General features: G+C 66.5%; 22 protein-coding genes. 13 read left to right on the plus strand and 9 right to left on the minus strand.

Annotation, left to right across the window (positions count from 1 at the left end; genetic code table 11):
* The first annotated feature begins 14 nt into the window (after nt 1-14).
* Together ACZYZ7_RS25260 and ACZYZ7_RS25265 are read left to right on the plus strand one after the other, a co-directional pair.
* The gene (locus ACZYZ7_RS25260) at nt 15-1,595 is read left to right on the plus strand and encodes an FAD-binding oxidoreductase (RefSeq protein WP_450070797.1); all 1,581 of its coding nucleotides are present in this window, start codon (nt 15-17) and stop codon (nt 1,593-1,595) included.
* Complete coding sequence (locus ACZYZ7_RS25265; protein WP_450070717.1) at nt 1,592-2,491, plus strand: diacylglycerol kinase; 900 nt, start codon at nt 1,592-1,594, stop codon at nt 2,489-2,491. The genes ACZYZ7_RS25260 and ACZYZ7_RS25265 overlap by 4 nt, the downstream gene beginning before the upstream one ends.
* Here ACZYZ7_RS25265 and ACZYZ7_RS25270 read toward each other — a convergent pair.
* Together ACZYZ7_RS25270 and ACZYZ7_RS25275 are read right to left on the minus strand one after the other, a co-directional pair.
* Nucleotides 2,401-3,450 (minus strand): alpha/beta hydrolase, encoded by a 1,050-nt coding sequence (locus ACZYZ7_RS25270; protein WP_450070718.1) that lies wholly within the window; start codon nt 3,448-3,450, stop codon nt 2,401-2,403. The two genes, ACZYZ7_RS25265 and ACZYZ7_RS25270, sit on opposite strands and share 91 nt — an antisense overlap.
* Before the next feature lie 15 nt (nt 3,451-3,465).
* The gene (locus ACZYZ7_RS25275; protein ID WP_450070719.1) at nt 3,466-4,101 is read right to left on the minus strand and encodes a TetR/AcrR family transcriptional regulator; all 636 of its coding nucleotides are present in this window, start codon (nt 4,099-4,101) and stop codon (nt 3,466-3,468) included.
* Nucleotides 4,102-4,206: 105 nt separating this feature from the next.
* Between ACZYZ7_RS25275 and ACZYZ7_RS25280 the strand changes: the two genes are divergently transcribed.
* The 5 genes from ACZYZ7_RS25280 to ACZYZ7_RS25300 all read left to right on the plus strand — a co-directional run bounded on the left by ACZYZ7_RS25280 (nt 4,207) and on the right by ACZYZ7_RS25300 (nt 10,385).
* Nucleotides 4,207-5,091, plus strand: coding sequence for an SDR family oxidoreductase (locus ACZYZ7_RS25280; RefSeq protein WP_450070720.1), 885 nt, complete (start codon nt 4,207-4,209; stop codon nt 5,089-5,091).
* Nucleotides 5,088-6,017, plus strand: a complete 930-nt coding sequence (locus tag ACZYZ7_RS25285) for a patatin-like phospholipase family protein (RefSeq protein ID WP_450070721.1) — start codon at nt 5,088-5,090, stop codon at nt 6,015-6,017. The genes ACZYZ7_RS25280 and ACZYZ7_RS25285 overlap by 4 nt, the downstream gene beginning before the upstream one ends.
* Nucleotides 6,014-7,468, plus strand: coding sequence for a flavin-containing monooxygenase (locus tag ACZYZ7_RS25290; RefSeq protein ID WP_450070722.1), 1,455 nt, complete (start codon nt 6,014-6,016; stop codon nt 7,466-7,468). Before ACZYZ7_RS25285 ends, ACZYZ7_RS25290 begins: the two co-directional genes overlap by 4 nt.
* Nucleotides 7,469-7,593: 125 nt before the next feature.
* The gene (locus tag ACZYZ7_RS25295; RefSeq protein WP_450070723.1) at nt 7,594-9,858 is read left to right on the plus strand and encodes a DUF4185 domain-containing protein; all 2,265 of its coding nucleotides are present in this window, start codon (nt 7,594-7,596) and stop codon (nt 9,856-9,858) included.
* A 14-nt stretch (nt 9,859-9,872) separates the two neighbouring features.
* Nucleotides 9,873-10,385, plus strand: a complete 513-nt coding sequence (locus ACZYZ7_RS25300) for a hypothetical protein (protein WP_450070724.1) — start codon at nt 9,873-9,875, stop codon at nt 10,383-10,385.
* A 6-nt stretch (nt 10,386-10,391) separates the two neighbouring features.
* Here ACZYZ7_RS25300 and ACZYZ7_RS25305 read toward each other — a convergent pair whose 3' ends face one another.
* From ACZYZ7_RS25305 to ACZYZ7_RS25315, 3 genes are all read right to left on the minus strand, one after another.
* On the minus strand, nt 10,392-10,904 hold the full coding sequence (locus ACZYZ7_RS25305) for a DUF3145 domain-containing protein (protein WP_135455943.1): 513 nt from the start codon (nt 10,902-10,904) through the stop codon (nt 10,392-10,394).
* A 113-nt stretch (nt 10,905-11,017) separates the two neighbouring features.
* Entirely contained in the window at nt 11,018-11,848 is an 831-nt protein-coding gene (locus ACZYZ7_RS25310; RefSeq protein ID WP_450070725.1) for a serine hydrolase domain-containing protein, read from the minus strand.
* A gap of 44 nt (nt 11,849-11,892) precedes the next feature.
* On the minus strand, nt 11,893-12,777 hold the full coding sequence (locus ACZYZ7_RS25315) for a chemotaxis protein CheY (RefSeq protein WP_450070726.1): 885 nt from the start codon (nt 12,775-12,777) through the stop codon (nt 11,893-11,895).
* 101 nt (nt 12,778-12,878) lie between these two features.
* Here ACZYZ7_RS25315 and ACZYZ7_RS25320 point away from each other — a divergent pair, with 101 nt between their 5' ends.
* The 4 genes from ACZYZ7_RS25320 (at nt 12,879) to ACZYZ7_RS25335 (ending at nt 17,333) form a co-directional block, all read left to right on the plus strand.
* Nucleotides 12,879-13,967: an S-(hydroxymethyl)mycothiol dehydrogenase gene (locus ACZYZ7_RS25320; protein WP_463742084.1), complete on the plus strand. Its 1,089-nt coding sequence runs from the start codon at nt 12,879-12,881 to the stop codon at nt 13,965-13,967.
* Nucleotides 13,964-14,596, plus strand: coding sequence for an MBL fold metallo-hydrolase (locus ACZYZ7_RS25325; protein WP_463742085.1), 633 nt, complete (start codon nt 13,964-13,966; stop codon nt 14,594-14,596). Before ACZYZ7_RS25320 ends, ACZYZ7_RS25325 begins: the two co-directional genes overlap by 4 nt.
* A gap of 154 nt (nt 14,597-14,750) precedes the next feature.
* Nucleotides 14,751-15,893 carry a beta-mannosidase gene (locus tag ACZYZ7_RS25330; protein WP_463742086.1) on the plus strand — a complete coding sequence of 381 codons (1,143 nt, stop codon included), beginning with the start codon at nt 14,751-14,753 and terminating at the stop codon, nt 15,891-15,893.
* Nucleotides 15,894-15,959: 66 nt separating this feature from the next.
* The gene (locus ACZYZ7_RS25335; RefSeq protein ID WP_463742087.1) at nt 15,960-17,333 is read left to right on the plus strand and encodes a styrene monooxygenase/indole monooxygenase family protein; all 1,374 of its coding nucleotides are present in this window, start codon (nt 15,960-15,962) and stop codon (nt 17,331-17,333) included.
* Between the two features lie 31 nt (nt 17,334-17,364).
* On the opposite strand, the gene ACZYZ7_RS25340 is transcribed toward ACZYZ7_RS25335, so the two are convergent.
* From ACZYZ7_RS25340 to ACZYZ7_RS25355, 4 genes are read right to left on the minus strand one after another with little or no spacing between them, the layout of a single operon-like run.
* Nucleotides 17,365-18,264, minus strand: coding sequence for a phosphotriesterase family protein (locus ACZYZ7_RS25340; protein ID WP_463742088.1), 900 nt, complete (start codon nt 18,262-18,264; stop codon nt 17,365-17,367).
* Between the two features lie 11 nt (nt 18,265-18,275).
* On the minus strand, nt 18,276-19,040 hold the full coding sequence (locus tag ACZYZ7_RS25345; RefSeq protein ID WP_463742089.1) for an amino acid ABC transporter ATP-binding protein: 765 nt from the start codon (nt 19,038-19,040) through the stop codon (nt 18,276-18,278).
* Nucleotides 19,037-19,852: an amino acid ABC transporter permease gene (locus tag ACZYZ7_RS25350; RefSeq protein WP_135455957.1), complete on the minus strand. Its 816-nt coding sequence runs from the start codon at nt 19,850-19,852 to the stop codon at nt 19,037-19,039. Before ACZYZ7_RS25350 ends, ACZYZ7_RS25345 begins: the two co-directional genes overlap by 4 nt.
* A 54-nt stretch (nt 19,853-19,906) precedes the next feature.
* On the minus strand, nt 19,907-20,785 hold the full coding sequence (locus ACZYZ7_RS25355) for an ABC transporter substrate-binding protein (protein WP_463742090.1): 879 nt from the start codon (nt 20,783-20,785) through the stop codon (nt 19,907-19,909).
* A 225-nt stretch (nt 20,786-21,010) separates the two neighbouring features.
* On the opposite strand from ACZYZ7_RS25355, the gene ACZYZ7_RS25360 reads away from it, so the two are divergent.
* Complete coding sequence (locus tag ACZYZ7_RS25360; protein WP_135455961.1) at nt 21,011-21,616, plus strand: TetR/AcrR family transcriptional regulator; 606 nt, start codon at nt 21,011-21,013, stop codon at nt 21,614-21,616.
* Nucleotides 21,613-22,647, plus strand: coding sequence for an MDR/zinc-dependent alcohol dehydrogenase-like family protein (locus ACZYZ7_RS25365; protein WP_463742091.1), 1,035 nt, complete (start codon nt 21,613-21,615; stop codon nt 22,645-22,647). Before ACZYZ7_RS25360 ends, ACZYZ7_RS25365 begins: the two co-directional genes overlap by 4 nt.
* The last annotated feature ends 4 nt before the right edge of the window (nt 22,648-22,651 follow it).

The following is a 22,651-nucleotide window of genomic DNA, read 5'->3' on the forward strand; positions in this document are numbered from 1 at the left end:
AGTTTCTGCCTCCGATGAAGTGGAATGCCTGGGGCGACCCGCAGGCAGCCAAGCCACTTTCCGACGGAATCCGGTCCCTGCTCCAGCAGGCCCTGGGCGTCGAGGCCGCACCCGCGGCGGAACCGACACCCGACCAGGTGCAGTTGCGGCCGTCCGCCCTGTCCGACGCCGACCGCGACGCCCTCGCCGCGATCGTCGGTGCACAAAACTGCAGTACCGACACGATGTCGCGACTGCTGCACGCCGGCGGGAAGTCGACGCTGGACCTGTTGCGCCGCAACGATTCCGGAATCCAGGATGCGCCCGACGCGGTCTTGCTCCCGGGCTCGGACGACGAGGTCGCCGCGATCCTGGCCCACTGTGCCGAGCATCGCATCGCCGTCGTCCCGTTCGGCGGCGGAACCAGCGTCGTGGGCGGCCTGGATCCGCTTCGCGGCGATTTCTCCGCGATCGTCACTCTGGACCTGCGCCGGTTCGATGCCCTGCACAGCATCGACCCCGTGACCGGCGAGGCCGAGCTCGGCGCGGGCGTCACCGGACCGCAGGCCGAGGCGTTGCTCGGGGCGCACGGCTTCTCGCTGGGCCACTTTCCGCAGAGCTTCCAGTTCGCCACGATCGGCGGGTTCGCCGCCACCCGGTCCTCCGGGCAGGATTCGGCCGGATACGGCCGCTTCGACGACATGGTGCGCGGCCTGCGCGCCGTCACCCCGGCGGGCACGCTGGACCTCGGTCGCGCTCCGGCCTCGGCCGCCGGACCCGATCTGCGGCAACTGCTCCTGGGCTCGGAAGGCGTGTTCGGCGTCATCACCCGGGTCCGGGTTCGAGTGCATCCGGTACCTGAGACCACGCGCTACGAGGCCTGGTCCTTCCCGGATTTCGCCACCGGAGCCGAGGCACTGCGGGCCGTCACCCAGACCGGCACGGGCCCGACGGTGATCCGGCTGTCCGACGAGGCCGAGACCGGGGTGAACCTGGCCACCACGGAAAGCATTGGCGAGCAGAGCATCACCGGCGGCTGCCTGGCCATCACGCTGTTCGAGGGCACCGCCGCGCACACCGAGAGCCGCCATGAGGAGACCCGCGCCGTCCTGCAGGCCCACGGTGCCACCTCGCTGGGTGACGCCCCGGCCCGGGCGTGGGAGCACGGCCGATTCAACGCGCCGTATCTGCGCGATTCCCTGCTGGCCGCCGGCGCGCTGTGCGAAACGCTGGAAACCGCCACCACGTGGTCCAACCTGACCGCGCTGAAGGCCGCGGTCACCGGGGCGCTGACCACCGCGCTCGCCGAATCCGGCACGCCCGCCCTGGTGATGTGTCACATTTCGCATGGGTACCCCACCGGCGCCTCGTTGTACTTCACGGTCGTCGCCGCCCAGCGCGGCAATCCGATCGAGCAGTGGCAAGCCGCCAAGACCGCGGCCTCCGACGCGATGGTGCAGGGCGGCGGCACCATCACCCACCACCATGCGGTCGGCGCGGATCACCGTCCCTGGATGCGGGACGAGATCGGCGACCTCGGTGTCGAGGTGCTGCGCGCCGTCAAAGCCACGCTGGATCCGGCCGGAATCCTCAACCCGGGCAAGCTGATTCCGTGAATCAGGTCACGGTCCTGACCAATCCCATGTCGGGGCATGGCAACGCGCCGCATGCGGCCGAGCGGGCGGTCGCACATCTCCAGCGGCGCGGTATCGACGTGTGCGCGATCGTCGGAACCGACGCCGCGCACGCCCGCCGTCTGGTCGACGACGCGCTCGACCGCGGCACCGACGCCCTCATCGTGGTCGGCGGCGACGGGGTGATCTCACTGGCCCTGCAGGCGCTGGCCACCGGTGATGTTCCGCTGGGCATCGTCCCCGCCGGGACCGGCAATGACCATGCCCGCGAATACCATTTGCCGACAGGCGATCCCGAGGCCGCCGCCGACATCGTCGCCGACGGCCATACCGAGACCGTCGACCTCGGCCGCATCGAAGACACCTCCGGCGCGGTCAAGTGGTTCGGCACCGTGATGGCCGCCGGGTTCGATTCTCTGGTCAGCGACCGGACCAACCGGATGCGCTGGCCGCACGGCCGCATGCGCTACAACGTCGCGATGCTCGCGGAGATCTCGAAGCTACGGCTGCTGCCGTTCCGGCTGACGTTCGACGATGGCCCGGAGATTCGCACCGACCTCACCCTGGCGGCATTCGGCAACACCCGCAGCTATGGCGGCGGCATGCTGATCTGCCCCGGCGCCGACCATTCGGACGGCCTGCTCGACGTCACGATGATCACGTCGGCATCCCGCACCAGGTTGATCCGCCTGTTCCCCACGGTTTTCAAGGGCACCCATGTCGACCTCGCCGAGGTGACCACCAGGCGCGCCAAGTCGGTCCATGTCGAATGCCCGGGCATCAACGCCTACGCCGATGGAGACTTCGCACTCCCGTTGCCGGTCACGGTGTCCGCGGTGCCGGGTGCGCTACGGCTACTGGTGCCCAAACAGTCCTGAACGAACTCCACGATGCAGTCGCGGGCCTCACGGCTCTCCGGCAGAAACGGAAGAAACGCCGGGAACGCGTGTAACTGACCGGGCCAGACCTTGAGAGTGCACTCCCGGCCGGCATCGGTCAGCACCTCGTGCATGCGTTCGGCATCGCATCGCAGCGCTTCCGATTCCGCCGCGATGATCAGGCTCGGCGGAAAATCGGCGAGTTCCCCGTTGACCGGTGACAAGGCGTGACCGTTCGAACTCTTGGGGCCGACGCATTCGACGATCATCGGCAGGGCAAGCCCGATCCCCATCCGGTCCGCGGCGAAGTTGGGATGGCCCGAGCGGCGTTCACCGTCGAGTTCGAGCAGCGGGCTGACACCGACGACGCCGGCCGGCGCACCGACCCCCTGCGCCTGGGCGGCGAGAACGGTTGCGAATGCCAGGAATCCGCCCGCGGAGTCACCTGCCACCACGGTGTTGGCGGGGTCGGCCCCCTGGTCCAACAGCCAACGGTAGGCGCGCAGGCAGTCTGCGACGGACTCGTCGAGGGTCACCTCGGGGTGCTGTCGGTACTCGACGTGCACCACGGGAAGCTGTGTCCGGCGGGCAAGCGCGACCACGACGTGCGAGTGTGTGTCGAAACCGCCGAGAAAGAACCCCCCGCCGTGCAGGTAGAGGATGGCGCCGTCAGAAAGCGGGCGGTGAGCCGACTCGGCTGTCCGGATGGTCTCGATCGTGACATGACCGAGCGTGATCCGGCTGACCCGCAACCCCCGCCGCGGGCGAAGGCGCTGGAGCCGCGCGAGCGCGTTGATGCGACGACCGATCGTGGCGAGGCGATCCTCGACGGATCGATCTCCTTGGTAGGCAACCGATCTACGTACCTGTGTGAGAAGGGTTCGGCGTGCGATGCCATAACACGCGCGGGATCTGCGACTCGGGCGTCGGGTCGACAGTGCGGTGGCCGGTAATACCATCCAAACTCCTTCGGGTTACTTCGGCGATCCCAGGGCGCCAAGCAGTTTCACCAGGTGGCCGAACGCGTCGGTGAATGGCCGTGCCGGAACCGACGGGTCGATGGCCCGCTGGATGCCGAGGCCGATCCCGGCACTGAGCAGCAGATTGCCGAGATCCTCCAGGCTCGCCGCGACGTCATTGTTCGCCAATTGCGCTTCGCTGAGCCCGAGTTCGGCCGACATCGACTGCAGAACGTCGATCACCATCTGCGCGGCCTCATTGCGCAATGCCGTGATCATCTCGCCCAGCTCGGGGTTGTTCCGCGACAGCACCGCGAATTCGAGTTCGAGCATGGTCCAGCCGACATCGCCCGCGGTCCGCTCCAGCCAGGCGCTCAAAGCGCTCACGCGACTGTCCAGCTCGGCGTCGGACATCGCGAGTTCGGCCATCTCGGCGAACTTCTCACGATGGATCAGCTCGAGAACATCGCGGCACAGGTTGGGCTTGCTGCCGAAGTTGGAGTACACGGCCCCCTTCGAGAAGCCCGCGTCGTCGGCGATGTCTTCGAGGCTGGTGGCGGCATAGCCGTGGGCCAGGAAGCGCTGTTTGGCGGCCTCCAAGAGTTCGGCTCGCGTCTGTTCCTGGCGTTGAGCCCTGGTCAGCCGCGGCATTCGCTGATGATAGATCGAAGCGGACTTTGGGTATTGAATTAACTCAAAGTATTCAGATACCGTGAGTATGCGAACGGTCGTGAGACGACTCAGGGGAGGCATGACGTGCGGTTTTCACAGAAGAAGGCGTCGGTGGACGGGGCGATGGTCATCGTCACCGGCGGGGCGCGGGGCATCGGAGCCAAGACGGCGGAGCTGTTCTCCGCCGGTGGCGCCACCGTATGGATCGGCGATGTCGATGCCGATGTGGCCGCGACGACCGCAGCCGGTATCCCCCGCTGCCGGGCGGCCTACCTCGATGTCACGCAGCGGTCGTCGTGGGATCGATTCGTCTCGGATGCGGTCCGCGAATCAGGCGGCATCGACATCCTGGTCAACAACGCCGGGGTCATGCCGCTCGGCGCGTTCGACGCCGAATCCGAGGCGACCACTGACCTGATCCTCGACGTCAACGTGCGCGGTGTCCTGAACGGCATGCGCGCGGTCGTCCCGTCGATGGTGGCCCGCGGTCACGGTCACGTCGTCAACGTGGCGTCGATGGCGGGCATGATCCCGATCCCGGGCATGGTGACGTACAACGCCAGCAAGTTCGCCGCGCTGGGCGCCTCGCTGGCGGCACGGCGCGAGTACGCCGGCACCGGGGTCTCCGTGTCGGCAGTGCTGCCGTCGGCGGTCCGCACCGAGCTCGCCTCCGGTGTGCAGCTCGGAAACGGCCTTCCCACCGTGGATCCCGACGACGTCGCAGAGGCGATCCTCAAAACCCTGCGCACCCGGGCCGCCCGCACCTCGGTCCCGGGTTGGGTCGCCCCCGGGTGGGCCCTTGTCGACGCCCTGGTGCCGGAGGCGATCCAGCGCGCGGTGCGAAACAGGATCGATGACCGCCGTGCCCTGACCGCCCTTGACGAACAGGGCCGGTCCACGTACCTGCAACGTATCGACCGCCAATCGAAAGCTCATGCCGGGCAGCCCGATTCCGAGGCCACGTCATGACAACGGCACTGGTGATCGGCTGCGGCGGCACGATCGGCGGCGCCTGGATCGTCGCCGCACTGCACGCCCTGGCCGAAGAAACCGGGTGGGATCCGCGCGACGCCGCGGTGCTGCAGGGCACTTCGGCGGGCGCCGAGCTCGTCACGATGCTCGGCGGCGGCGCCAGGGTGAGCGATCTCGTCGCGATGCAGCGCGGCGCCTCAACCGATGAGCGCCTGCGCCGCCACATCGCCGACACCCCGGCCGGCATCCCGCCGATTCCGATCCCCCGGCCGCTCAACCCGAAATTGCTCGGCAGCCAAAGGGGTCTCGCTGCCGCCACCGGCATCGCGCCCGTCGGCCGGGGCAATGCCGGCTGGTTACAGCGTCTCGCCGACGGATTCTCCGTCTCCTCGGGGTGGGTGGCACATCCCGGTGTCCGGATGGTCGCCTTCGACTACCAGCGCGGCGAGCGTGTCGTGTTCGGGGCGCCCGGCGCGCCGGCGGCCACACTAGGCGAAGCACTTCGCGCATCCTGGGCGGTGCCGGGCTGGATGCCACCGGTCACGATCGGCGGCAGGCAATTCGTCGACGGCGGCGCCGCATCGACCGCGTCGGTCGATCTCATCACCTCCGACGATGCCGACACCATCTACGTGATCACCCCCATGACCTCCGAACCAGGCACGCGCGCACCAGGATTCGGCGGAATACTGGAGCACCGGCTGCTGCGCCGGCCGATGTCGATCGGGCTGGACCGCGAGGTGGCAGCAGTGCGGGCGCGCGGCACGCAGGTCGTCGTCATCCGGCCCGACGCTGCCGATCTCGAGGGCCTCGGTTCACACTTCATGCGGCGGGGCCGACGGGAGTCGGCATTCGAGGCATCGATACGCACCGCACCGGCCACGGTCCGGCGTGCGCTCGCAGTCAGTGAGGAGGCCCGATGAGCCGCGGGGTCCGCATCGTCGTCATCGGCGCGGGGATGGCAGGCATCGCCACCGCGTACACGCTCAAACAGGCAGGATTCACGAATTTCACGATCCTGGAGAAGGGTTCGGACGTCGGCGGGGTCTGGCACTGGAACCGCTACCCGGGACTCACCTGCGATGTGCCGTCGCAGATCTACCAGTTCTCGTTCGCGCCCAAACCGGACTGGAGCCACATCTGGGCCAGCGGTGAGGACATCCAGCGCTACCATCGCGACGTCATGGAACGATTCGGACTCGACGCCCATCTGCGGTGCGAGACCGAAGTCACCGAAGCCCGTTACGACAGCACCACCACGTCGTGGACGCTCACAACAGGCGACGGTGACACCCTGACAGCCGATTTCGTCATCTGCGCCACCGGCGTGCTGCATCACCCGTCGATCCCCGAGATCCCGGGCATGGACACTTTCGCAGGACAGATCGTGCACACCGCACGGTGGGATCCGGAGCTGATGACCGACGGCAGGCGCATCGCCGTGATCGGAACGGGATCGACCGGTGTCCAAGTGGTTTCGGCCCTCCAGCCGAAAGCCCGCACTCTGTTGCACTTTGCGAGATCACCGCAGTGGATCCTGTGGGCACCGATGTCGCTGCGGCAGTCATCGATCCTCGCCAAGGTGTTGCGCCGGCGGCCAGGGTGGCATGACTTCCTCTACCGACGACTGCAGTGGGGGTCCGGAATCCTCGCCGACGTCGTCACCACGCCGTCGTGGCGACGCAAGTTGGTGCAGTCCTATGCGCGGTGGAGTCTGGCCGCCCAGGTCCGCGATCGCGCGCTCCGCGCGAAGCTCACGCCGGACTATGAGCCGCTGTGCAAGCGGCAGGTGGTCTCGGGCTCGTACTACCGTGCGATCAAGCGACCCAACGCCACCCTGATCGACGATCCCATCCAGGAGTTCACCGCCACCGGCATCCGCACCGCCGACGGCACGCACCACGATGTGGATGTCGTGGTGCTGGCCACCGGATTTCAGGCGCACAACTACATGCGCCCCATGAACATCGTCGGCCGTGACGGCATCACGCTCGACGATGCCTGGGTCAAAGGTCCACGGGCATACCGCATGACGGCGATCCCCGGCTTTCCGAACCTGTTCACCGTGCTGGGGCCGAACTCGCCGACCGGGTCGATCCCGCTGCAGTACTCGGCCGAGCTCACCGCCGGCTACATCGTGAGCTGGCTCAGGCGGTTTGAAAACGCGGAACTCTCCGAGGTCGAGGTCACCGAGCACGCCACCGGCGAATTCAACGCCGCGGTCGCCGACGGACTCGGCCCGACGGTGTGGAACACCGGGTGCAATTCGTGGTACTTCACCGACGCGGGGACCATCGATCTGTGGCCGTTCGACCGGGCCACCCTCACCCGCATGCTGTCCGAACCGGACCCCGCGCACTACCGGATCAGCTGACGGCAAGCCTTCGCAGTTCAGACCCACTTTTCCACGATTCGGCGTGTTTGCCCGACGCCGTCAGCGGCACGCGGTACGTTTCGTCTGGGCCGGGGTTGTGAGTGAGTGGACTGGTACGGAGCGTCATGGAATCGACCAAATACATCGGCCGCGTCGGCGCACTGGCCGTCGCTCTCGGCATCGGCACGGCATTGACCTCAGGAACCGGAATCGCCTGGGCGGAAGGCGGGTCCGGCGATCCTGGCAAATCCACCGCGGGAAGCTCCGACGGCGCCGCCTCGAGCTCTGGAGAGAAAAAGACTCCGAGCAAACCCTCGAACGTCAAGAAGCCGGCCACCACTCCGTCCGGCACTCTGTCGAAGATCGGCGAGCGGATCCGCAAGGACGTCGAGTCCGGTCTGAATGACGTCGGTGACGCGATCAAGCAGACGCAGAACCGCCTCGACGCCGCGCGCACCCCGCCGCGAACCCGGACGACCAAGGCCCGGAGCAAGATTCAGGGCTCTCTCACCAATGCCCCCGAGGCGGGCAACAAAGCCGACGTCGGCGAGAAGACCGATACCGCCCGCACGGTCCCGGAAGCCGCGACGTCTGCGCCCGATTCGCAGCGCGCGCAACGCCCCAACACCGTGGTGGTGCGCCTCAAGGAGGTGGCAGAAGACGTCCCCCAGCGCGGCCGCGACGTCATCTCGGCATCGCGCACCGAGGTCACGACATTCGACGTCCCGGCCGCGTTGCCGGAGATCTCGATCGTGCCGGCAGCGCCGGTCTCCAATCCCGAGTCCGCCGCGCCCAAGATCGCCGCACCGCCGGTCGTGTCAGCACTACTGAGCGTCGCCGGCCTGACCCCGTTCGGTGCCGGTACCAGCCCGGTGGCACCGGCCCAGTCCCCCGCGCTGTGGGCCATGATGGCTTGGACGCGTAGGGAATTCGAGCGGTCGATCAATCCGATCGCGTCTCGGGTGGTATCGGCCAAGGACGCCGCGTCGGTGGTGGCCGAGGGTGAGATCCAGCCGATGGCGGCCGCCGCCCCCAATACCGCTGTGCAGACCGATAACCTGACGGCCAAGCCGCAGGTTCCGTCCTCCCTGGCGGGCGCCACCACACCGCTCGGGTGGGTGACCGGAGTCGGCGTCACCGACCACTGGTACATCGCCGGCACGGACCTGGGCATCATGTGGAACAGCGGCTACACCGACCCTGTGACCGGAAAACCCGTCATCTATACGTTGTTCGGCGATTCCTACAGCGAGCCGGGCATGGCGGGCGACTGGCGTAACAACGTGCTGTTCCGGACCATCGACACCGATCTGTCCGACGGCCTGCAATTCAACGGTGCGGTGATCAACGCCGGAGCGCAGTATCCCGGCGACCCCAACGGGGTTCACCAGTGGTACGGCACCGGAGTCGCGCCGGCCGGCGCCACCCAGATCATCTACGACCCCGGCCAAGACGGATTGTTCGGCCGGACCTACACGATGATCCCGACCTCGGCGATCGCGATCGAAAACCCCGACGCCGAAGGCGGTTACCGGCAGTACGCGACGGTGATGTCGATCCGGACCTGGGACAACCCGGGCAGCTGGACCACGAACTACTCCGGAATCGCCTACTCCGACGACGGCGGTAAGACCTGGACCGTCGACCCCGCCACCATCCGTTCATCGGGCTGGTTCCGCGCGGGCCCGGCATACGTCCCCGGCGACGAGCACTTCCAGCAGAACGCCCTGGTGATGTCGGACGACCCGACTGACCCCTACGTCTACGTGTACGGGACACCTTCGGGCAGACAGGGTTCGGCGTATGTGGCCCGCGTGGAGAAAGATCAGATCACCAACCTGGATGCCTACGAGTACTGGGCCGGTGAGAATTCCGGTGGCGCGGGGCAATGGGTGACCGGTGATCCGTCGGCCGCAGTTCCGGTGTTCGGCTCCAGCAGCACCGATTTCCTGCCGACGCTGTACCGGGTCGCGGACTTCTTCACGTTCGGGCTCTTCACCAAGATCGCGAACGGCATCTGGGTCGGCGGTCTGCCCACCAACGGCAATGTCAGCGAAATGTCGGTCCAGTACAACGAGTATCTGGGCAAGTACGTCGTGCTCTACACCGATGGCGGCAACAACGTGGTGATGCGGGTGTCGGATTCACCGCAGGGTGAATGGTCGGATACGACGACGCTGGTGAACAACAACCTGACGACCAACACCGGCATGTATGCGCCGATGGTCCATCCGATGTCGGGCACCGACTACTTCAACAAGGTCGACGCCAACGGCAATGTGGTCGAGGACAACTCGCACTACCTGTACTACAACCTGTCCTACTGGGGTGAATACAACGTGCGGTTGATGCAGACCGACCTGGCCACGATGAAGACGGTCTCGGTATAACGATGTGTCGAGCGTTGGCATTGAGTGCGGCGGCCCTCTCGCTGGCTGCCGCACTCACCACGAGCGCCTGCGCGCACGCCGATCCCGAACCGGTACCGCAAGGGCCGCCCGAAACCGCGGCACCGCAGCCTGATGCGTCATGCGCCGAAGGTCTCGCCGGTGCGCTGACCCCCGCCGATCCCGGACAAGTCGGCAACAACCGGCTGCTACTGCAATGCACGGACGGCACCTGGCAGCGGTTCACCAATCCCTATCCGTCGTCGGACCGCTGGCTGACCACCGGGCCCGAGCTGATCCTGCACGGGCAGGGCCGACGGAATCCGGAAGCCTCGGCGGGCACGTGGACGGCGACACCGCAGACAGCCGACGCCCATTGCAGCGCCGAGGTTGTCGACGTCCTGGGCGCCGGCAAGACGTCGGCGCCCGAGGCGTTCAGTGCCGAACCGGGCCGGTCGCTGACCTTTGAGATCAGCGACCACATGTTCACGTCGAAGCTCAGCGGCTACTGCCTCTGGGCCCGTAGCTGACGAGAGCTACCCCACGCCCCTGTTCAGCCAGGTCACCTCGGCGCCGTCACCACCGTTGCGGTACGGCTCGAGGGACTCGTCCCACGCGGTGCCCAGCACGGTGTCGAGTTCGGCTGCCAGCATGTCGGCACCGCCGGCCATCAGGGAGCGCAGCCGCATCTCGCCGACCATCACATCGCCATTGGCACTCATGGCACCGCTCCACAGGCCCAGCTGCGGGGTGTGGCACCAGCGGTGTCCGTCTACTCCGGCACTGGGGTCCTCGGTCACCTCGAAGCGCAGCACCGACCAGGAGCGCAGGGCATTGGCCAACTGCGCCCCGGTGCCGACGGGCCCGACCCAATTGGTCACCGCGCGCAACTGGCCAGGCATGGCCGGTTGCGGTGTCCACTTCAGGTTCGCCCGCGCCGACAGGGTCGACGACAACGCCCACTCAACGTGCGGGCATACCGCCGCGGGTGAGGCATGGACATACACCACGCCTGTCGCCGCGTCGGCGAACTGGTTCGACGCACGCATCTGCTACTCCTTCGGATACGAGGGACGTCTTCCCCAACGGCCTGGTATTCCGATCGAGCATGCAGTTGTGTGTGTCGCGCGTGTCTATTGTGCCTTGTGTGGCCAGTGTTGCGCTAGTCTGTCCCGTTTTCTCTCAGCACTCCATCAGATATCGCGGGCCACAGCGGGTAGGTCCAGTCCCCGAAGTCGCGGTCGGTCAACACCACCAACGCCAGGTCAGCGACCGGATCGACCCACAGAAACGTCCCCGACTGGCCGAAATGACCGAACGTGCGGGGCGAGTTCGCCGACCCCGTCCAATGCGGGGATTTACCGTCCCGGAGCTCGAACCCCATCCCCCAGTCGTTGGGCCGCTGCACACCGAAACCCGGCAACACCCCGTCAAGGCCGGGAAACTGCACTGTCACGGCCTCGTCGTGCAGGTCCTGCGAAACCAACGCCGGCCGCAACAACTCCCGGGCGAACACCGCCAGGTCGGCAACGGTCGACACACCGCCGAACCCGGCCGCCTCCGCCCCGCCCAACAGCACGGACGCGGACATCTCCAGCGGCTGGAACACCGCCTCGGTGAGATAGGCGCCGAACTCAATATCGGCTGCCTCCTCGACGGCGCGGGCCAGCAGTTCGAATCCGTAGTTGGAGTAGATGCGACGCTGGCCCGGCTGCGCGAGCACCTCGGCCGAACGCATGGCCACACCCGATGCGTGGGCCAACAGGTGACGGATCGTCGAACCGGGCGGGCCGGCCGGGGTGTCGAGGTCGACCGCGCCTTCTTCGATCGCGATCTGCGCGGCCCGCGCCACGAGCGGTTTGGTCACCGAGGCCAACGTAAAGGCCTTGGTCGTGTCGCCGCGGCTGGCCAGCACCCCAGATGGGCCGACCACTGCAGCGGCGACCGAGTCGACCGGCCAGGTATCGACAACGGCGAGAACATCGGCATTCATCAGGACCGTCTGTTCTTCGCGCCAGCGCTCATCACCCGGCAAATCTAGCGGGCTCGCCCCACAGTCCGGGAAAGCAATTCCTCGACCATTCCCGCGGCCACCGCATCCACGTCGGCGACCAGGCGGCGCAGCCCGACCACCTGGCGAACGAGATCTCGAGGATCGGTGTCCCTGACCGCGGAGAGCCGGTGTACGTCGCAGACGGCCCGGTACGCCGACTGGGTCGAGTCCGGTTCGGTGGCATCACACCACCGCTGCATGGACTGCGCCCAGGACCTCACCCGGTCGTCCGCGTTCTGCCGGTGCGCCAGGCTCAACGCCCGCCGGTACACATCGGCCGCCCACTCCACCGGCACGGGTTCGTCGAGCACCGGCAGCAGTACCTGGTCGAGAGTTTGGTACCCGGCAGGGTCGCCGGCAGCGACGGCAGCTGTGCCGGCGAGTGCCCGCGCCAGCGCGACCAGGGCGGCATCGTCCAAGTTCTCCGCGATGACGGCCAGTTGTCGTGTCGCAGATCCGAATTGCTCGCGATCTCCGGCGTCGGCCGCCGTCACCGCGAGCAGGTACACCAGGTAGCCGTGCGCGGTGGTCTCGGGGACGCCGTCGAGCAGCACCTGCGCGCGCTGTGCCCAGCTGCGGGCCAGCGCGAGATGACCACGGGCCAGCCAGGCCAATCCGAGTTCGGCAGCCTTCATCGCCGCCTGCACCGGGTCGGTCCGCAGCAGGCGGGTGTGCACCTGTTCGTTGATCCGGACGGATTCGCGACCGTGCCCCTGACGCCAAGCCGCCGACGCATATACGGCAAGATCGTCGGTGTCGAGGGTCTGCACCCCGTCGACGAGGCTGAAGGATTCGTAGCTGGTGCGCCAGTCATTTCGGCGATACGCCGTACGGGCCACCACCAGCAATTGGGTTCGATCGTCGACCACAACTCACCGTAGCTCGGCGAGAGGTGACCAGACCGGGATTCAGCGGCGACGATATCCGACCACTAATTGGACACCTGTCCGGTTTGCATTAAGTTATAGGCATGCCTCAGACAGTGCGTGGTGTGATTTCGCGGAGCAAGAAGCAGCCCGTCGAGTTGGTCGACATTGTCATTCCCGATCCGGGTCCCGGCGAGGTGGTGGTCGACATCATCGCCTGCGGCGTGTGTCATACCGACCTGACCTACCGCGAGGGCGGCATCAACGACGAGTATCCGTTCCTGTTGGGCCATGAGGCCGCCGGCACCGTCGAATCGGTCGGCGAGGGCGTCACCCACGTCGAACCCGGTGACTTCGTGATCCTGAACTGGCGTGCGGTGTGTGGGGAGTGCCGGGCCTGCAAGCGAGGCCGCCCGCAGCTGTGCTTCGACACCCACAACGCGGCACAGAAGATGACGCTGACCGACGGCACCGAGCTGACCCCGGCGCTGGGCATCGGCGCCTTCGCCGACAAGACCCTGGTGCATGAAGGCCAGTGCACCAAGGTCGATTCCGAGGCGGATCCGGCGGTGGCCGGCCTGCTGGGCTGCGGTGTCATGGCCGGCATCGGCGCGGCGATCAACACCGGCACGGTGACCCGCGACGACACCGTCGCGGTGATCGGCTGCGGCGGCGTGGGTGATGCCGCGATCGCCGGTGCCGCCCTGGTCGGGGCCAAGAAGATCATCGCTGTCGACACCGACAACAAGAAGCTGGACTGGGCCCGCGGGTTCGGCGCCACCCACACCATCAACGCCCGCGAACTCGACGCGGTCGAGACCATTCAGGATCTGACCGACGGGTTCGGCGCCGACGTGGTGATCGACGCGGTCGGCCGTCCCGAGACCTGGAAGCAGGCGTTCTACGCCCGCGATCTGGCCGGCACCGTGGTGCTGGTCGGTGTCCCGACCCCGGACATGACACTGGAAATGCCGTTGGTGGACTTCTTTTCCCGCGGCGGCTCATTGAAGTCCTCCTGGTACGGCGACTGCCTGCCCGAGCGTGACTTCCCCACCCTGATCTCGCTGTACCGTCAGGGCCGGCTGCCGCTGGACAAGTTCGTCTCCGAGCGCATCGAGCTGGACGCGATCGAGGACGCGTTCCACAAGATGCACGCCGGTGAGGTCCTGCGCTCGGTGGTCGTCCTGAAATGACCGGGGCATCCAACATCCAGCGGGTCGTCACCAGCGGCACGTTCGAGCTCGACGGTGGCAGCTGGGATGTCGACAACAACATCTGGATCGTCGGCGACGACTCCGATGTCGTCGTCTTCGACGCCGCCCACACCGCGGACCCGATCATCGAGGCCGTCGGCGGACGCAACGTCGTCGCGGTGGTCTGCACCCACGGCCACAACGACCACATCACCGTCGCCCCCGAACTGGGCAAGGCACTCGACGCGCCGGTGCTGCTGCACCCCGCCGACGAGATGCTGTGGCGAGTCGTCCACCCCGACAGTGATTTCCGAACCGTCGAGGACAGTCAGGTATTGCGCGCCGGCGGCATCGAGTTGCACGCTCTACACACCCCCGGGCACTCGCCGGGATCGGTCTGCTGGTCGATCCCGGAACTGAACGCGGTGGTCTCCGGCGACACCCTATTTGCGGGTGGTCCCGGTGCCACCGGACGGTCCTACTCCGACTTCCCGACCATCCTGGAATCGATCTCCAAGCGGCTGGGCCTGCTGCCCGGTGAGACGGTGGTCTACACCGGCCACGGCGACACCACCACCATCGGCGACGAGATCGTGCACTACGACGACTGGGTGGCCCGCGGGCACTGACGACGAGCCGCGAGGAACGAGCGGCGAGAAGGAAGAGCCCCAAACCAACACGGGCACTGACGATGCGCCGCGAGGGACGAGCGGCGAGGAGGAAGTGGCCACGCACGTCCGGCATTAGCGCTTGAGGCCGCAACTGAGTGGCTAACCTGGGTCAATGGTCGACAGGCCATCTCGCACCGTGGTGTTGCTTTTCGTGGCACTACTGGTCGCGACGGCCTGCTCACCGTCGGCGCCCGAGCCGATGCCGCCACTCACCACTGCGGCTACCGCACCCACCGTCGGTCAAGTAGCGATGCCCAGGTTCGGCGTCTCGGGCACTTCGTTGACCTTGGATGGCAATCCGTGGTGGCCGATCGGTATCAACGCCTACCAACTGGCCACCAACTGGTCCGTGAACGCGGGGTGCGGCGCCCAGGTCGATCTCGACTCGTACTTCAGCAGCCTGCCGCCGCACTCGCTGACCCGTTTCAACGCCTACTCCAGTTTCGCGGTGAACAAGTACACCGGGCAGCTCGATTTCACCTCGCTCGATGCGGTGTTCCGGGCCGCCGAACGATATGGGCAGCTACTGATCGCGGTGCTCACCAGTGACGACGGCGGTTGTGAGAACGGCTATTTCAAAGATTACGACTGGTACGCGGGCGGCTGGCGCACCGACATCTCACACGGTTTGCCGATGACGTTCGCCGCGTGGGTGGACACCGCGGTCAAGCGCTGGGGCGGCTCCCCATCACTTGCCGGCTGGACCGCGGTGGGCGAACCCGAGCCGTCCTACTGCCTGGACCACACCTGCCACTGGACCAAGCGCAGTTGTCACGCCACCGTGCCGGAGACACTGCGGGCGTTCCTGGATGTCGCTGGAGCCCGGATCCGCGAATTGGACCCTGGCACCGTCATCTTCAGCGGTCACGCAGGCGGTGGGCAGTGCGGGTCAGCGGGACACGAGTTCGAGATGGTGGCCGCGTCCCCCGGCGTGGATGTGCTCGAGTACCACTTCTACGAGGAGACCGACTATCTGCCCGGAGACGTGTACGACGGCCTACAGCGCCGTGTCGCGCAGACACATGCGGTAGACAAGCCGTTGGTCGTCGCCGAGATCGGCATGGAGGCCGGTTCCTGCGATTCGCTGGATGAGCGGAGGAAATTCCTCGGTGATGCCATCGCCCAGATGCGCACGATGGGCGCCGCGGGCGCGATGTTCTGGGCCTTCGTGCCGGATCCTCGGACCCACGAATGCACCCTCGACATCGGTCCCACCGACCCGTTGTTCTCGATGATCGGGTCTGCGCGACCCTAGGGGCCATTGCGATCACGCTGAGCCAGTTCCTTAACGCGGCACCGTGGTGCGCCCATAGTGGCAGCCATGACGAGTTCGGATGGGCGTACCGCAGCAGTGATCGGCGCCGGGCAGACCGGAGTGACGGCCGCGCTCGGGCTGTTGGACAACGGGTTTGACGTCACCCTCTACAGCGACCGGGACCAGCGCAGTCTGCGCGACGATGTTCCGGCCACCGGCACCGCCCTGATCTTCGGAGAGGCGCAGCGGGCCGAGGAGTCCCTTGGGCTCAGCACCTATCTGGCCAGCTCCCCGACCTCGACCGGACAGAGCGTGCGGGTACTCGACGGCTCCGGTCCGGACCGCGCCGAGGCGATCGCGTTCGACGCCGACTTCGACGGGTTCGTCGGGGTTGCGGTGGACACCCGCCTCAAGGCCGACGACCGGCTGACGTTGTTCCGGCAGCGAGGTGGGCGGTTCGTGGTCGAGGCGGTCGACCCGGCGCGACTGGATGCCATCGCCGCCGGTGCCGATCTGACGCTGGTGGCCACCGGCCGCGGCGGCTTGTCGTCCCTCTTTTCGGTCGACGCCGAGCGCTCCGCCTACGACAGCCCCCAGCGCAGCCTGCTGACCGTGACTCTGACCGGATTACCTTACGGTCCAGACGTTTTCGCCCATCGTGGCGGTGCGGGTGGGCGCCACAACGCCTTCACCGTGGTCACCGATCAGGGCGAATCGTGGCTGGGCGGATATCTGCACAAGGATGCGGGCCCGACGTGGACATTTCTGGGCTGGGCCAGACCGGGCAGCGATTGGGAACGCCGCTTCGCCGGTGCCCACAGCGCGCAGTCCGCACTCGACATCGTGACCACGCTGCACCGCGACTACATCGACTGGGATCTGCCCGAGGTAAGTGCGCTCAGGATTGTCGAGGATGATCCGCACTCGTGGTTGAAAGGCGCTGTCAACCAGGTGGTTCGGTCCGGGGCGGGCCGCACCGCGAGCGGTCATCCGGTCGCCGCCCTGGGCGATACCGCGGTGTCCTTCGACCCGATCGCCGGCCAGGGCGCCCAGGGTGGGCTGGTCCACGCCGCCACCCTGGTCCGCCGGGCCGCCGCACATGAGGGCCGGTTCGACGAGGCCTGGCTGCGCGGCACATTCGAGGAGTTCTATGCCCACCGGGCACGGTCCGCGCAGTTGGTCACCCGGTTGTTCCTGTCCGATCCGGAGCTGGCCGAGTACGGCAACCTGTTCTTCGCGGCGGCACAGGGCAGCCCCCGGTTCGCCTCGAAACTGTTTGGCCTGCTGGATGATCCACGGCCGGTCGAATCACTCACCTCGGTGGCCGCCGCCAAACAGCTGATCAGCGAATTCGCCGGTGAACCCGCCGACGCGCTGTTGGAGCGATTCGTGCCGGCCGGATCCTTCCGGCGGTCCGGCTGGGCAACGCAGGCGGCCTAGCCATCCCGATCCAGGCGGGACATCGTGTCGCTCAGTCGATCCCGGCCAGCGCCCGTTGCGGGTTGGTGGTGAGCATTGCCGTCACCACGGCGTCGCCGACGCCATGGGCCTTCAGCACCCGTGGCACCTGATCCAGCAGATAGGTGAATCCCACGCCACCGTAGGCGTGAAAGTGGCTGAGCCGGAACAGGTCGTGGGACAGCAGCACCCGGCTCCCATGGCCTTCGTCCACCAGCCGCGCTACGAAACCCGCAATCCGCTCGGTGTCGTAGGCGACCGCCGTGGTGAAGCCGTCGAACTCAACCCAGCAGCCGCGCCGTGCCACCTCGAGGTGGAACTCTGGATCGTTGACCGTATCCAGGTGTCCGACGATCACGCGGTCCATCGGCACCTCCCCCTCGGCCAGGATGTCCAGAAGATCGCGACCCACCGGCCAGCGAGCCGCATGCAGCGTCACCGTCAAACCGGTGCGCCGTTGCGCCCACGCCGCGGCCCGCAACGCACGCTCCTCCAATGCCGAGACCCATCGTGCGTCGGCACCCACCTCACCGATGATGCCCGGGCGGACACCGTCCACGCCGTGACCGATCTCGCCGGTCAGGCGCTCGCCGATCTGCGCGACCGTCAGCCGATCCAGATCGGTGCCGGCCAGGTAGGGATCGCGGTAATACCCGCAGCCCATCACGATGTGCACGCCGCTGGCCTCGGATACCTGTCGCAGCAGGTCCGGACGGCGTCCGATGTTGGGGCAGGTCAGCTCGACCACGGTGCCACCGCCGGCCGCCTTGAACCGCGAGAGTTCGGCGACAATGAGGCCGACGTCGTCGATCAGGCCATCAGAACGGTACTCGGCCAACGTGTTACAGAACAGATGTTCGTGCGGGAGAACCACACCGAGTCGGTCGGCCGGAACCGGACCCAGCACAGTCATGACATCGGTCGTCACCGCACCCGGGCCAGGAATTGGCGGGTACGCTCCGACGACGGCCCTGCGAAGAACTCGTCCGGTGGCCCTGATTCCACGATGCGGCCCTGGTCCATCATGATGACCCGGTCAGCCACGTCTCGCGCGAAACCCATTTCATGCGTGGCCATCACCATGGTCATACCCGACGTGGCCAACTTCTTCATGACATCGAGTACGTCGCCGACGGTCTCGGGATCGAGGGCACTGGTCGGCTCGTCGAACAGGATAGCTTTGGGCTTCATGCCGAGCGCCCGGGCAATCGCGATCCGCTGCTGCTGGCCGCCTGAGAGCTGGCGTGGATAGGAATCCGCCTTGTCCGGCAGGCCCACCTGGTCCAGCAGTTCGCGCGCAGTCTTTTCGGCATCGGCTTTGGGCACACCGGCGACATGGACCATGCCCTCGGTGATGTTCTGCAGCGCGGTGCGGTGGCTGAACAGGTTGAAGCGCTGGAACACCATGCCGACCTGGGCACGCTGCCGGGCCAGTTCCACATTGCCCAGCGGATTGGCCTTCTTCCCCACCAACCTGGTGCCAATCCGTACCCCGTCCATGAGCACCTGTCCGCTCTCGGGTTCTTCGAGATGGTTGATACAGCGCAACAGCGTGGTCTTGCCCGATCCGGACGGGCCGATGATGACCACGACCTCACCGCGCTTCACCGAGAGGTCCACATCGTGCAGGATCTGACGGTCGCCGAACCACTTGCTGACTCCGCATACCTCGATGAGGTGATCGCTCATGCGACGCTCCCGGCGGGTTGACGGGCCCACGCGGACCCACGTTTGGACTTCGCTTGCACATTGGGGTGGTTCATCCTGCGCTCGATCTGGCCCTGGATGACGGTCCAGATCGCAGTGAGTGCAAGGTAATAGATGGCAACAGCGCCGAACACCTCGAACGGCTGGAAGGTCTGCCCCTGGATGATGGCGGCGGCCGTGTAGAGCTCGGTCACGCTGATGACCGACAACAGCGACGTGCTCTTGAGCATCAGATTGAACTGATTGCCCAATGGCGGGACAATCGTCCGGGCCGCCTGGGGAAGCACGATGCGCCGCATGGTCTGCCGATGGGTCATCCCGATTGCATGGGCTGCTTCCACCTGTCCCGTCTCCACTGAACTGATCCCGGCCCGGATGATCTCGGCCATGTAGGCACCCTCGTTCAGAGACAGTGCGAAGATGCCGGCCAGAATCCGCCCGAAGATCACGAAGCCCAGTATTCGCAGGTCATCCCAGCGGTAGCCGCCGAAGATGGACAGCCCGAAGAAGGGGAAGCCGGCGAAGAAGATGATCGAAACCTGTACCAGGAACGGGGTGCCGCGAAACAGCCCGATGTAGCCCGCCGCGAACCAGCGGACCGCACGGAATCTGCTTCCCCGGGCCAGCGCGGCAGCCAGCCCGATCAAGACACCGAGCGCCTGCGAGATGATCGCGATGATCACCGTCAGCACCAGGCCCTTGACGATCATGCTGCTGGGGTTCGTCAGGTAATCCCAGAACGCGGGCCAGTCGAACGGATAGCTGTTGGCTGCTGCCACAAGCTTGATGTCCATGAAATCCTTTCCACGGCAGGGTGGCCCGTTGCCACCCTGCCCTGCCGGGGTGTGTCAGACGGATTTCGGGCCTACGGCAATGTCGGCGAGACCCCACTTCTCCCAGATCTTGTGCCAGGTGCCGTCGTCGATCATCGACTGGACGGCCTTCATCACCGGATCCTTGATCGCCGGATCGTCCGGACGGAACGAGAAGGCGGTGAGACCGGCCAGTGCACCGTCGCCCAGGGCGAAAGTGTCGGTGAACTCGACTTTGGCCTTCCCCTCCTTCTTCAGGAGCAGGGCGGCAACCTCTTCGGTCATCCAGGCGTCCACCTGTCCCGAGGCCAGCGCCTGGTAAGCGTCTGGGCTGCGCGGGAATTGGAGGACATTGATCGCCGGCTCACCCTTGCCGGTACAGGCGGCGCTGAGTTTCTCCAGTGCTGCGACGTCGGCGCCGCCCTTCTGACCGGCGACCTTGAATCCACACAGTTGGTCCTTGTTGCCGATGTGCTTGGGATTGCCCTCCGGCACCACAACCACCTCGGCAGCCTTCCAGTAGGCCATCATGTCCAGCTGCTGCACCCGCTCGGGTGTGACGTATTGATCGGCCCAGATGAGATCGCACTTACCGCCCTTGACCGCGGCAACGATGGTGTCGAACACCGCATTCTGGAAGTTCGGCTTGAGACCCAGCCGGGCAGCGACCTCGGTCATCAGATCGATGTCGACGCCGATCGGTTCGCCCGCCTCGTCGAAGTACTGGAATGGCTGGTAGGGCATGTCCATGCAGGCGGTGAGATTGCCGCCGCGCACCAGTTTGTCGGGTGCGATCTCGGCGACCTTCTCGACACTCGTGGACGAGTCGGTGCCGGCCGGTTCTGCGACGCTGCAGGCCGGGACGACGGCAAGCGCACCGACCGCCACTGCGGCCGCCAATATCTTCACTCTCACAGCGGGGTCTCCTGATTCACGTCCTGAGTCGATCGATCGATCGGGCGATCTGAGAATACTGTCGAACCCATCCGCCAGCAATAGGAATGCCGAATCTCGTCAGAACTCGCGTATAACCAGTGTTAACAAGATATTTCGACTGATCGTTCGATGATTGACGTATCCCCGAGGCGTAGTTGTATGCTCCTGGACTAGATCGTTCGATCGACACTTTGAGGGGGTGCAATGTCCACCGGCCAATCCGACTCGGCTCGGCAGGAGATCCGTACAGCCGCGCTCGAACTCTTCAGCACCGTGGGCTTCGCCGGCACCGGGATCCGGCGGATCGCTGAGGAGGCGGGAGTCTCACTCGCCACGCTGTACCACTACATGAGCACCAAGGAGGATCTGCTCGTCGAGATCCTCACCGAGAACATGCTGACCCTGCTGCGTGACGCCGAGATCGCGTTGCAGGGCAAGATCAATCCGGCAGATCGGCTGGCCGCCCTGGTCGCCGTCCATGTCCGCTCCCACGCCGAACGACGCCTCCAGTGCATCGTCAGCGACACCGAGGTGCGTGCGCTGTCCGGGGCCAACCGCGAGACCATCGTGAAGTACCGCGACGACTATGAGGCCATCTGGAACCGAACGATCGACGCGGGCAAGAAGGCCGGGCAGTTCACGGTCAGCGACGTCGATGTTGCGACCAAGTCACTACTGGAGATGTGCACCGGCGTGGCGCACTGGTACCGCCCTGGGGGCCGGCTCGATCTGGATGCAGTGATCTCGAACTTCGTCGAGCTCAGCCTGAACGCTGTGGCCGCCCGTAAGCCGCGGAGGAAGAGCTCGTGAGTTCGATCGGAACACACCTGGTGATGTCCCCGGCCGGCGCACTGCCGCAGGCAGCCTACCGTCTCTCCACCGCAGAACCGTTGACCGGCAGTGACATCGAGATCGAGGTCGGATTTCTCAACCTGGACTCCGCGAGCTATCGCGACCTCGCCGAACACCACGACGGCAACCCTGCGGCCATCCGCGCCGAGGTGCTCGACATCGTCGCCACCCGCGGCAAGATGTCCAATCCGCGCACGGGCTCGGGCGGCATGTTGGTCGGAACGGTCAGCGCAGTCGCGGACCCGGCCGAATGCGCTCCGTACCGGCCGGGTGACCGGGTGGCCACCTTGATCTCCCTGACCGCCACTCCCCTTCAGATCCGAGACTCCTTGCAACGCTGGGATACCCGGACCGAAGTGGTTCCGCTGGAGGCGCGGGCGGTGGTCCCGGCTCCCCGCATGATCAGCGCTCTGCCCGATGACCTTCCCGAGGAACTCGTGCTGGCAGTGCTCGACGTGTGCGGCGCGCCCGCCCAGGCCGAGCGGATCCTGTCCCGCACGCTCTTGTCCGGCCGAGCCCAGCGGCTGTTACTGCTCGGCGGCGGAAAGAGCGCCGTACTCAGCGCCTCGGCAGCACGACGGCACGGCGTGCAGACGGTGTCCGTCGTACCGGGTGCCGCAGAAGCCGAGCATCTGCGCGAACTCGATCTTTTCGATCAGGTGCTCGTGGCCGACGCCACCGACCCCGTGCGGGTGCGGCAGGTGCTCGACGACCACGGCGGACCCGCGGATGTCACGTTCGTCTGCGTGAATGCGCCGGGCTGTGAGCACGCGGCGATGCTGGCAACCCGGCCCGGCGGCGCCATCCTCTACTTCTCGATGGCCACCAGCTTCCCGGTGGTGGCGCTGGGTGCCGAAGCGCTGTGTCTGGACTTCGACCTGTACATCGGTTCGGGCTACGTGCCCGGACACGCCGAGCTCGCGCTGGACATCGTCCGCTCCGACCCACGAGTGCGCGGGTTCTTCGAACAGCACATGCACGCCCACTGACTCC

Source organism: Mycobacterium sp. IDUB_17 (assembly GCF_055419465.1).